Source organism: Nocardioides sp., assembly GCF_035547795.1.
Classification (GTDB): domain Bacteria; phylum Actinomycetota; class Actinomycetes; order Propionibacteriales; family Nocardioidaceae; genus Nocardioides.
Map to the genome: position 1 here is coordinate 1 of NZ_DASZUF010000211.1, position 10,108 is coordinate 10,108.

Sequence of the window (10,108 nt, forward strand, 5' to 3'; positions counted from 1 at the left end):
GAACCATGGGCCGCGGCGGCCGCACGGGTCGGAACTCGCGGCTCGCCACGGCCGCCGCCGTACTCGCCAGCGCTGCCACCAGCACACCCGTGACGACCTCCGACCCGGTCACGGACGAGATCAACACCAGATAGCAGGCCACCAGCACGACCCACCAGATGACGCCTGCTCGGCGAGACATGCGACCTCCTTCGCCGCCGGGCCGCTGGTACCCCCGGCGACGCGGCGACAAACCGGTGTGTCGGTCATGCCGGGTGATCGGTGACCCGAGGCGCGGGACGCCTCACGGGCCGCGACAGTGCTGGAGGACCCGCATGATCGCGTCGTGCTCGGCCGGCGTCACCCACAGCTCGTAGGCGCGCTTCACCGCCACCTGCCGCGCCACGTAGGCACACCGCCCCGGCTTGTACGGCGGCAGCCAGGTGGCCGCGTCGCCATCGCGCTTGGACTCGTTGAGCGCACCGCTGACGGCAACGAGTTCGCGCGGGTCGTTGGCGAACGCCTGCCGTCTCGCCCGGCTCCAGCCCTGCGCACCCGTCTGCCAGGCATCGGCCAGCGCCACCACGTGATCGATCTGCACGGCGATGCTGGTGGTGGGTCCGCGGACGAAGTGGATGGTGGTGCCGCCGTACGGATCCTGCAGCGTGCCGGTGAGGACGACGCAGCCGTGGGTGCCGGCCTCGAGCACGGCGTCGGTGAGGTCACGGCGCAGGACGTCGTTGCGGGTGTCGCAGCCGTTGTGGCCCCACTCGTCCTGGGTGTCGTCGCTCCACGCCGGCCCGAACGCCTTCCGGTCGTAGCCCGTCATCGGCGCCCTGCCCTTGACCGGCAGGCTCGCCAGCGCGGCCAGCGCACCGGCGACGTCCACCGACGACCGGGGCGACGCAGCGGGCGTGGTCGGCCCGGCGGCGGGCGCCCGCAGCGCACAGCCGCTGAGCAGCAGCGCGAGCAGCACCAGCAACCTGACCATGCCGGCAGGCTGCCACCGACCACCGACAGTTCCCGCGGTTCCTCTCGGTGTCTCCACAGACCGCCGGATCAGGGCGTGCGGATCAAGGCGTGGCCGCACCACTCGCCGGCGGAGCCACGGTGTCGGTGCCGCTCGGCGCCGGCGGCGTGGGCGACACGCTCGTCGGCGGTGCCGTCGGTGTCGCGTCGGCGCTCGGCGATGGCGGGACGGTCGGCGGCGGCGTCGCGCTGGGCCGACGCGTCGGGCTCGGCGTCTTCGACGGAGAGGGCGTCCGGGTGGGGCTGGGCCGCACGCTGTGCGAGGGCGACGGCTTCGACGAGGGTCGCGCCGGCGCGCTCGTGACCGGCGTGACCAGCACCGGGCTGGGCGACGACTCCGGCCGGGGCGGCCGCACCCACAGATAGAGCAACAGCGCGGCCAGGAACACTACGCCGAGCACGACCGTCGAGGTCCGCGGCAGCCGCTCCCGGATCCTCATGGGCTCCCCGTCGGGTTGCCGGTGGCCACCTCGGCCGGCAGGTTGATGCCCTCCGAGTGCAGCGTCCGGGTGATCAGCACCCGCAGCGCCCGACCGACCTCGAACTGCTTGCCGGGCAGCGTGCGCGCCACCACCCGCACCTTGAACTGGTCGACCTCGAGCGACTCCACGCCCATCACGGCCGGGGTGTCGAGGAGCAACGGGTGCAACTCGGGATCGGCGTACGCCGCCTCCCCGGCCTCGCGCAGCACGGCGGTGACTCGATTGACGTCCACCGCCAGCGGCACAGGTACGTCGATGACCGCCCGCGCCCAATCCCGGGAGAGATTGGTGACCTGGGCGATCTGGCCGTTGGGCGTCATCACCACCTCGCCGCCGGGGGTGCGCACCGTGGTGACCCGCAGGCTGAGGTTCTCCACGGTGCCGAGCACCGGCGTGCCGAGGCCCACGACCGAGATCCGGACCAGATCACCGAAGCCGTACTGCCGCTCGGCGACCAGGAAGAACCCGGCCAGCAGGTCGGCCACGACCCGCTGCGCGCCGAAGCCCAGCGCGACCCCGGCCACGGTGGCGACCGGTACGAACGCGGCCAGCGCGACGCCGAGCCGCTGGATGATCAGCAGCGCCGCCACCGTGTAGATGACGACCACCAGCCCCCAGGTGACGACCTGGACGACGGCGCGGCGGTGCTTGGAGTCCTCGGAGCGGACCAACGACTCGCCGGTGGCGCGGCGCCGCGCCTCGGCCCGCGCGGTCGCGTCCTCGCTGAGCCAGCGGACGAAGCGGGCGAGCACGACCGCCCCGGTCGCGATCATGACGATCTCGAGGCCGCTACTGCGCGACCAGTCGTCGAAGTCGGAGATGGGCGTGCGGCCGGCCAGGACGATCATCGTGGTCGTCGGTGCGGGCGGAGCGGGCTAGTTCTTCTTGTCGGACTCGTCGTAGCGGCCGGCGGCCTTGGCGGCCGCCACCTTCTTCAACTGCCGGCTGAAGCTCCAGCCGAGCAGCGCCACCGCCACGATGAGCAACAGGAAGACCGCAAAGGCGGTCCAGCCGGCCTTGACCGCGTTGTCGGTCGGCACGGGGTCGGACAGCCGGAGCAGCAGGTCGTACATGCCCTCATTCTCCCACGTCGGTGGTGATTCCGGCGAACAGGTCGTCCTCGGGCAGGCTCGTCTCCACGACCGACCTGGCCAGCTCGTAGTCCTCGGTGGGCCAGACCTTCTTCTCCAGCTCCCGAGGCGTGGCGAACCACCAGCTGTCAGGGTCGATCTGGGTGGCGTGTGCCAGCAGCGCCTGGTCGCGCACCCCGAAGTAGTCCGCGCACGGCACGTGGGTCGTCACCCGGGCATCCCAGGTCTCGTCCCTGGTCCATCGCTCCAGCCGCTCGGCGTAGTGCGACTCCAGGCCGTGCTCGAGCATCGCCTCGTGCAGCGCGACGGCCTTGGGCCGGTTGAAGCCGTGGTGGTAGTAGAGCTTGCTGACCTGCCACGCCGGCCCCAGCTCGGGCTCGTAGTCGGGGTCGGATGCCTTCTCGTAGGCGTAGACCGAGATGTTGTGGCACTGGATGTGGTCGGGGTGCGGATAGCCCCCGAACTCGTCGTACGTCGTCATCACGTGCGGCCGGAAGGAGCGGATCAGCCGGATGAGCGGCCGGGCGCCGTCCTCGACCGGCACCAGCCCGAAGCAGCCCTCCGGCAGCGGCGGCTTGGGGCCGCCCTCGTACTCCGGCTCGGGCCAGCCGGAGTCGACGAAACCGAGCCAGTCCTGGGTGACGCCGAGGATGTCGCGGGCCCGCTCCATCTCCTGACGGCGGATCTCGTGGATGTTCTCCTGGATCCCGGGCCGGTCCATCTTCGGGTTCAGGATCGAGCCGCGCTCACCGCCGGTGCAGGTCACCACGTGGACGTCGACGCCCTCGGCGACGTACTTGGCGGTGGTGGCCGCGCCCTTGCTGGACTCGTCGTCGGGATGGGCGTGGACGTGCATCAGGCGCAGGCCCGCCTTCGGGCCCCGGGGGTGCTGCGTCATGGGAAGATCCTAGGTGCGAGAGTGTGCACGTGAGTCACGACGCCGACCATCTGGCCGATCGGTACCGCTCCGGCAGCGCCTGGGCGCGCAACGCCGTCCTCGTCGCCGGCGCGGTCGTGGTCGCCGCGGCGATCGGCTGGTTCGTGTGGGCCATCTGGCTCCACAGCCACCCCAAGGTCGGCTCCTCGATGGACAGCTGGGAGCTCCAGGGGCCCAACGCCGTCAAGGTGACGGCGGACGTGCACATCTACGACGCGGCCGCGCATCCCAGCTGCACCGTCCTGGCGTACGCCGAGGACCACTCCACCGTCGGATTCCAGACGTTCACCCCGATCTCGGGGCGGCAGACGATCACCATCAAGACCGAACGGGCGGCCACCTCGGTCGACTGGCGCGGCTGCACGGCGAACGGCCAGAAGGACCCGCAGTAGCCGGTGACAGGTCAGTCCTTGAACGGGACGACCTTCATCACCTCGACCTTGAGGGTGCGACCGTTGGGGCCCTCGTAGGACACGGTGTCACCGGCGCTGGCGCCCAGCAGCGCGGCCCCGATCGGCGACTGGGCCGAGGAGATCTCCAGGCCGCCGGCGAAGTCCTTCATCTCGATGGAGGCGATCAGCCGGGTCTCCGCCTCGTCGTCGTCATCGCCGTCGAACTTGAACGTGACGATCGAGCCGAGGCCGACGACGCCGTCGTCGGTGGGCTCGGTGGTGTCTGCCTTGCGCAGCAGCGCCTCGAGCGCCTGGATCTCGCCCTCGAGCCGGCCCTGGGCCTCGCGGGCGGCGTGGTAGCCGCCGTTCTCCTTCAGGTCGCCCTCGTCGCGGGCAGCACTGATCTCGGCGACGATCTTGGCGCGCTGGGGACCCTTCATGTCCTCCAGCTGGGCGCTGAGCTGGTCGAAGGCACCCTTGCTGAGCCAGATGGTGGCGGCGTGCTGTGCTTCGGTCGTCATCGAGTACTCCTGCGTGCGGATGAGAGTCGTCGCAAACGAGATGCGACGCTTGGTCGGCGGGCTCGTCGACGACGGCCCTGCGGACTGTCAGATCCTTCAGTCTAACAGTGGATCGGCAATCGGGTGCAGGTCGCGAGGACTCAGCCGGAGACCGAACGGTACCCACGCTGGGCAAGTCGATCCACCACCGCGCGGGCGTGCGCCTCGCCGCGCGTCTCCAGCTGCACCAGCACCTCGACCTCGTCGGTGCCGACCGCGGGGTTGCTGCGCGCATGCATCACCTCGGCGACGTTCGCGCCGGCGTCGGCGATCTCGGCCAGGAGTCGCGCCAGTGTGCCGGGCGCGTCCGGGATGATCAGCCGCAGCACCAGGTAGCGGCCGGCCGCGGCGAGGCCGTGCCGGATCACCCGGCCCAGCAGCTGCGGGTCGACGTTGCCACCCGACAGCACCACCGCCACCGGGCCCTGGAACGCCGTCGGCGCGTCGAGCAGCGCCGCGACACCGACCGCGCCGGCCGGCTCGACGACCAGCTTCGCTCGCTCCAACAGCGCCAGCAGCGCCCGCGAGATCGACTCCTCGGAGACGGTCCTGATCTCGTCGACGTGGTCGCGCACCGCGGCGAAGGTGAGGTCGCCGGGCAGCCCGACGGCGATCCCGTCGGCCATCGTCTTCATCGACGCGAGCTGCCGCGGCTCCCCCGCCCGCAGCGAGTCCGGATAGGCGGCCGCGCCCTCGGCCTGCACGCCCACCACACGTACGTCGGGCCGCCGCGCCTTGATCGCCAGCGCCACCCCGGCCAGCAGCCCACCGCCGCCGGTCGGCACCACCACCGTGCGCACGTCCGGCACCTGGTCCAGCAGTTCCAGGCCGACGGTGCCCTGGCCGGCGATGATGTCGCGGTGGTCGAAGGGGTGGATGAGCACCGCCCCGGTCTCCTCGGCGTACCGCCGGGCGGCGGCGAGGCTGTCCTCGAGCACCGTGCCGGCGAAGATCACCTCGGCGCCGTACCCCCGGGTGGCGCGCTCCTTGGGGATCGGCGCGCCCTCGGGCATGAACACCGTGGCCTTGATGCCGAGCATCTGGGCGGCGAGCGCCACGCCCTGAGCGTGGTTGCCGGCGCTGGCCGCGACCACGCCCCGGGCCCGCTCCTCCTCGCTCAGGTGGGCGATGCGGACGTAGGCGCCGCGAGACTTGAAGGAGCCGGTCCGCTGCAGGTTCTCGCACTTGAGTACGACGGGGGCGCCGACCAGGTCCGAGAGCCAGCGCGAGGTCTCCACGGGGGTCTCGATGACCACGTCGCGCAGCAGTTCGCGGGCATCCTCGAACTCGTCGCTCCCCTCACTCACGCTCGGCCTCCTCCAGGCTCTCCTGCTCCTCGTCGGTCAGCATCGGCTGCTCCTCCTCCGCCTCCTCCGGCGGTGGACCGCCCTCCGCGGCCAGGTGCTGCCCGACCGCGTTGAGCGCGGCCGCCAGCGGCACCGCGACCAGGGCACCGGCGACGCCCGCCACCAGCACCCCGGTGGCGATCGAGATGATCACCGCGAGCGGGTGCACCGAGACCCAGCGCCCCATCAGGAACGGCTGCAGGCCGTGCGCCTCCAGCTGCTGCACCAGGATGACGCCGCCCAGCATGATCAGCGCGGTGACCAGGCCGTGGTCCACCAGCGCGACCAACACCGCCACGGTGCCGGCGACGGTGGCGCCGACCAACGGCACGAACGCGCCCAGGAAGACCAGCACGCCGATCGCGGCCACAAACGGCACCCGCAGGATCGCCGCCACGATCATGATGCCGATCGCGTCGACGGCGGCCACGATCACCGTCGCCCGCACGAACTGGGTCAGCGAGATCCAGGCGACCCGGCCCGAGCTGTCCACCCGCTCCCGGGCCGCGCGCGGGGTGAGCCGCACGATCCAGGACCAGATCTCGGCGCCCTCGGCCAGGAAGAAGTACGTCGAGAACAGCACGATGAACATGCCCGCCAGCACGTCGAGCGCGACGCTGCCGACATGGGTCACCTTGCCGAGGGTGTTGCCGCCCTCGCTCTGCTGGGTGATCCAGTGCTGGGCCTGCTCGAGCCACTTGTTGATCTGGCTGTCGCTGGCGTGCAGCGGACCGTTCTTGAGCCAGTCCTTGATCTCGCCGATGCCCTTGACGGTCTGGTCGGCCAGGTCGCTGGCGCCGGTCGCGACCTGGTGGCCGGCGAAGGTGAGCAGCGACCCGACCACGATGATCACGCCGAGCAGCACCACCAGCGAGGCGACCCCTCGAGGCAGGCCGACGCGCTGCAGCGCGTTCACGATCGGCACCACCAGCGCGGTGACCAGCATCGCGATCACCACCGGGACGACGACCACCTCGAGGAAGCCGAGCGCCTTGAACAGGCACCATCCGGCGGCCACGATCACCAGCAGCCGCCAGCCCCAGGAGGCGGCGAGGTCGATGCCGTACGGCACCTTGACCTTGCGGTCACTGCTCGCCGGCGCGATCGGGACGGGCGAGGCGAGCTGGGCCTGCCGGTCCTCGCGGAGCTGGGCCCACTGCGCGTAGAGCCGCGCGGCCAGGCGTTCGTTGTGCTGCCGCTCGGCCTCGGACTCCTGCTCCTGCTGGGGCTCCGGGTCCTCGCTCACAGGGTCACGTTATCCAGGCCCGGTCCGGCTCAGTCCAGCGCCCGTTCGAGGTCGGCGATCAGGTCCTCGGCGGTCTCGATGCCGATGCTGAGCCGGATCAGGTCCGCGGGCACCTCCAGGTCGGTGCCGGCCACGCTCGCGTGGGTCATCCGTCCGGGGTGCTCGATCAGGCTCTCCACGCCACCCAGCGACTCGCCGAGGGTGAAGACCTCGGCCCGGGAGCAGACGTCGAGCGCCTTGGTCTCCCCCGCCCTGACCCGGAAGCTGACCATCCCGCCGAAGCGGCGCATCTGCCGCTGGGCGACCTCGTGGCCGGGGTGGGTCTCCAGGCCCGGGTAGATCACGTCGCCCACCGCCGGGTGACTGGTGAGGAAGTCGACGACCCGCTCGGCGTTGTCGCAGTGCCGCTCCATCCGCACCGCCAGCGTCTTGAGGCCGCGGTGGGTGAGGAAGGCGTCGAACGGCCCCGGGACAGCGCCCATGGAGTTCTGGTGGAAGGCGATCTTCTCGGCGACCTCGAGGTCGCGCGCCACGAGCGCGCCACCGACCACGTCGGAGTGGCCGCCGACGTACTTGGTGGTCGAGTGCACCACCAGGTCGGCGCCCAGCGTCAGCGGCTGCTGGAGGTAGGGACTGGCGAACGTGTTGTCGACCACGAGCAGGGCGCCGGCGTCGTGGGCGATGGCGGCCAGTGCGGCGATGTCGCCGATGTTGAGCAGCGGGTTGGTCGGGGTCTCCACCCAGACCAGCCGGGTGCGACCCGGCCGGATCGCGGCGGCCACCCTGGCCGGATCGCTGACCGGCGCGGCGCTGTGCTCGACGCCCCACGGGCCGGCGACCTTGTCGACCAGGCGGAAGGTTCCGCCGTACGCGTCGTCGGGGATGACCAGGTGGTCGCCCGGCCTGGTGAGGGCGCGGATCAAGGTGTCCTCGGCGGCCAACCCGCTGGCGAACGCGAACCCGCGCTCGCCCTCCTCGACCGCCGCCAGCGCTCCTTCCAGGGCCGCGCGGGTGGGGTTGCCGGAGCGGGAGTACTCGTAGCCGCCGCGCAGCCCGCCGACGCCGTCCTGCTTGTAGGTGGAGGTGGCGTAGATCGGCGGGTTGACCGCGCCGGTGCTCGGGTCGGGCTCGTAGCCGGCGTGGATGGCACGGGTCTCGAAGCCACTCTTGAGGCGATGCTCCTGGGTCACGCCGTCGAGCCTAGCCATCCCGGCCGACCCGGGAACGCCGGGCGGCGCCTTGGTGTTGGACACTGTGAGCGACTTCGAGGAGGAACCCATGTCACGTCTCACCACCTTCGTTCCCGAGGAGCAGACCCTGCCGGGCCGCACCGAGCGTTGGTTCCCGCTCGAGGAGCGACACCGGGTGCTCGACGCGCCGCTGGTCACCGACACCGCGCCGGAGGGCTACGAGGTCGCCTACTTCGGGCTGGGCTGCTTCTGGGGCGCCGAGGAGATGTTCTGGCAGATCCCCGGCGTCTGGTCGACATCGGTCGGCTACCAGGGCGGCAGCACGCCCAACCCGTCGTACGAGGAGGTCTGCAGCGGGCTGACGAACCACACCGAGGCGGTGCGCGTCGTCTTCGACCCGACGAAGGTCAGCTACGCCGACCTGGTGAAGCGGTTCTTCGAGGTGCACGACCCCACGCAGGGCATGCGGCAGGGCAACGATGTCGGCACCCAGTACCGCTCCGCCCTCTACTACACCTCGCCGGAGCAGGAGGCCACCGCGCGCCGCCTGACGAAGGTGTACGGCGACGAGCTGGCCCGCCGCGGCCTGGGCGAGATCACCACCGAGATCCGGGAGGCTCCGACGTACTACTACGCGGAGCAGTACCACCAGCAGTACCTGGACCGGGTTCCCCACGGCTACCGCTGCCACGCGAACACCGGGGTCCCGTTTCCGGAGACGGACTAGTCGACGATCGTCACCGTCAGCACGTCGCCCTCGTGGGCGAGCCGGAGGATGAGCCGCAGCGGGTTCGGCAGCAGCGCGCGGCCGGCGGGCGCGGGCACGAGACGCACGTCGGCGACCCGGTAGCGCCGGCCGCGGTGCACGACCGTGCCGCCGTCGGCGGCGAGCAGGTTGCGCACCCAGTCCGACTCGAGGCCGTAGCCGACCACGAAGGCGAAGCCGCGGGGACGGCGGACGCACAGCACTGGCGTGCGGTAGATGCGGCGCGAGCGCCGGCCGGTGTGCTCGATGATCGCGTGGCCCGGAATCCGGCCGGCCCAGCGGCGCTGGATCGGGTTGGTCACGCGCCGGTTGAACGCCGCGAGCGCACGGGGCAGGTGCATGTCCCCTTTGTACCCCTCAGCTGTACCCCTCAGCCGGCGACCGGCCTGCCCAGCCCCTCGATCACCTCGGCGCCGGGCAGCGACGCCAGGGCTGCGCCGGGCAGCAGCAGCTTCGAGCGGCGTACGCCGGAGCCGAGCACGACCGTCGGCACGGTCAGCAGCCGGGCGTCGACCAGGAGCCGCCAGGTGCCCGGCAGGCCGACCGGCGTGATCCCGCCGTACTCCATGCCCGACTCGGCCACCGCCCGCTCCATCGGCAGGAACGACGCCTTGCGCACGTCGAGCAGGCGCTTGACCAGGTTGTTGACGTCCGCCCGCGCGTCGGCCGGCACGACACAGGCCGCGATCCGCTCCTCCCCCGACCGCGAGCCGCCGACCACCACACAGTTGCCGCTGGCCTCCAGCGGCAGGTCGTAGGCCTGCGTGAGAGCGGCGGTGTCGGCCAGGTCCGGGTCGATCTCCACCACGGCGACCGAGGCGGAATCGACCCACGCCCGCAGGGCCCGGGCGGTCGGCTCGGCCACCAGTTCGGGGTGCTCGACGGCGGGCAGACTGGTCAGGGTGGCGATCCTGGGCAGCGACATGGGACCCATCCTGCCGTGCGGCGTCTAGGGTCGGGTCGTGACCCGCTATCGCATCGCGGTGAAGCCCGGCTCGACAAAGGGCCCGCTGGTCGAGGTCGGTGCGGACGGCGTCCTGACGGTGTTCGTGCGCGAGCGCGCTGTGGACGGTGCCGCGAACACCGGCGT

The 10,108-nt window shown here is 71.7% G+C and carries 14 protein-coding genes and 1 pseudogene; 3 read left to right on the plus strand and 12 right to left on the minus strand.

Annotated features, from left to right (window positions below; genetic code table 11):
* Together VHA72_RS15690 and VHA72_RS15695 are read right to left on the minus strand one after the other, a co-directional pair.
* A partial coding sequence (locus VHA72_RS15690; protein ID WP_325576882.1) for a hypothetical protein occupies positions 1 to 181 on the minus strand: 181 nt, incomplete at its 3' end.
* A 102-nt stretch (positions 182 to 283) separates the two neighbouring features.
* Complete coding sequence (locus tag VHA72_RS15695; RefSeq protein WP_325576884.1) at positions 284 to 970, minus strand: HNH endonuclease family protein; 687 nt, start codon at positions 968 to 970, stop codon at positions 284 to 286.
* Positions 971 to 1,059: 89 nt separating this feature from the next.
* On the opposite strand from VHA72_RS15695, the gene VHA72_RS15700 reads away from it, so the two are divergent.
* Positions 1,060 to 1,374 (plus strand): hypothetical protein, encoded by a 315-nt coding sequence (locus VHA72_RS15700; protein ID WP_325576885.1) that lies wholly within the window; start codon positions 1,060 to 1,062, stop codon positions 1,372 to 1,374.
* Positions 1,375 to 1,388: 14 nt separating this feature from the next.
* Here the strand turns inward: VHA72_RS15700 and VHA72_RS16570 are convergent.
* The 4 genes and pseudogenes from VHA72_RS16570 to mca form a co-directional block, all read right to left on the minus strand.
* A pseudogene (locus VHA72_RS16570) lies at positions 1,389 to 1,448 on the minus strand (hypothetical protein); the annotation flags it as partial.
* Positions 1,445 to 2,338 carry a mechanosensitive ion channel family protein gene (locus VHA72_RS15705; protein ID WP_325576887.1) on the minus strand — a complete coding sequence of 298 codons (894 nt, stop codon included), beginning with the start codon at positions 2,336 to 2,338 and terminating at the stop codon, positions 1,445 to 1,447. The pseudogene VHA72_RS16570 and the gene VHA72_RS15705, both read right to left, overlap by 4 nt.
* A 27-nt stretch (positions 2,339 to 2,365) precedes the next feature.
* Complete coding sequence (locus VHA72_RS15710; RefSeq protein ID WP_325576889.1) at positions 2,366 to 2,563, minus strand: hypothetical protein; 198 nt, start codon at positions 2,561 to 2,563, stop codon at positions 2,366 to 2,368.
* Positions 2,564 to 2,567: 4 nt separating this feature from the next.
* A complete protein-coding gene (gene mca / locus VHA72_RS15715; RefSeq protein WP_325576891.1) occupies positions 2,568 to 3,479 on the minus strand; it encodes a mycothiol conjugate amidase Mca in 912 nt (303 codons plus the stop codon).
* A gap of 29 nt (positions 3,480 to 3,508) precedes the next feature.
* Between mca and VHA72_RS15720 the strand changes: the two genes are divergently transcribed.
* Positions 3,509 to 3,910 (plus strand): DUF4307 domain-containing protein, encoded by a 402-nt coding sequence (locus VHA72_RS15720; protein ID WP_325576892.1) that lies wholly within the window; start codon positions 3,509 to 3,511, stop codon positions 3,908 to 3,910.
* An 11-nt stretch (positions 3,911 to 3,921) separates the two neighbouring features.
* On the opposite strand, the gene VHA72_RS15725 is transcribed toward VHA72_RS15720, so the two are convergent.
* The 4 genes from VHA72_RS15725 to VHA72_RS15740 form a co-directional block, all read right to left on the minus strand.
* Positions 3,922 to 4,431, minus strand: coding sequence for a transcription elongation factor GreA (locus VHA72_RS15725; RefSeq protein WP_325576894.1), 510 nt, complete (start codon positions 4,429 to 4,431; stop codon positions 3,922 to 3,924).
* Between the two features lie 140 nt (positions 4,432 to 4,571).
* The gene (ilvA, locus tag VHA72_RS15730; RefSeq protein ID WP_325576896.1) at positions 4,572 to 5,777 is read right to left on the minus strand and encodes a threonine ammonia-lyase; all 1,206 of its coding nucleotides are present in this window, start codon (positions 5,775 to 5,777) and stop codon (positions 4,572 to 4,574) included.
* The gene (locus VHA72_RS15735; RefSeq protein ID WP_325576898.1) at positions 5,770 to 7,062 is read right to left on the minus strand and encodes an AI-2E family transporter; all 1,293 of its coding nucleotides are present in this window, start codon (positions 7,060 to 7,062) and stop codon (positions 5,770 to 5,772) included. The genes ilvA and VHA72_RS15735 overlap by 8 nt, the downstream gene beginning before the upstream one ends.
* Positions 7,063 to 7,091: 29 nt before the next feature.
* On the minus strand, positions 7,092 to 8,252 hold the full coding sequence (locus tag VHA72_RS15740) for a cystathionine gamma-synthase (protein WP_325576900.1): 1,161 nt from the start codon (positions 8,250 to 8,252) through the stop codon (positions 7,092 to 7,094).
* An 88-nt stretch (positions 8,253 to 8,340) separates the two neighbouring features.
* Here VHA72_RS15740 and msrA point away from each other — a divergent pair, with 88 nt between their 5' ends.
* Positions 8,341 to 8,979: a peptide-methionine (S)-S-oxide reductase MsrA gene (gene msrA, locus VHA72_RS15745; protein WP_325576902.1), complete on the plus strand. Its 639-nt coding sequence runs from the start codon at positions 8,341 to 8,343 to the stop codon at positions 8,977 to 8,979.
* Here msrA and VHA72_RS15750 read toward each other — a convergent pair.
* Together VHA72_RS15750 and VHA72_RS15755 are read right to left on the minus strand one after the other, a co-directional pair.
* The gene (locus tag VHA72_RS15750) at positions 8,976 to 9,359 is read right to left on the minus strand and encodes a nitroreductase family deazaflavin-dependent oxidoreductase (protein WP_325576904.1); all 384 of its coding nucleotides are present in this window, start codon (positions 9,357 to 9,359) and stop codon (positions 8,976 to 8,978) included. The two genes, msrA and VHA72_RS15750, sit on opposite strands and share 4 nt — an antisense overlap.
* A gap of 29 nt (positions 9,360 to 9,388) precedes the next feature.
* Complete coding sequence (locus VHA72_RS15755) at positions 9,389 to 9,943, minus strand: YbaK/EbsC family protein (protein WP_325576906.1); 555 nt, start codon at positions 9,941 to 9,943, stop codon at positions 9,389 to 9,391.
* Positions 9,944 to 10,108: the final 165 nt, after the last annotated feature.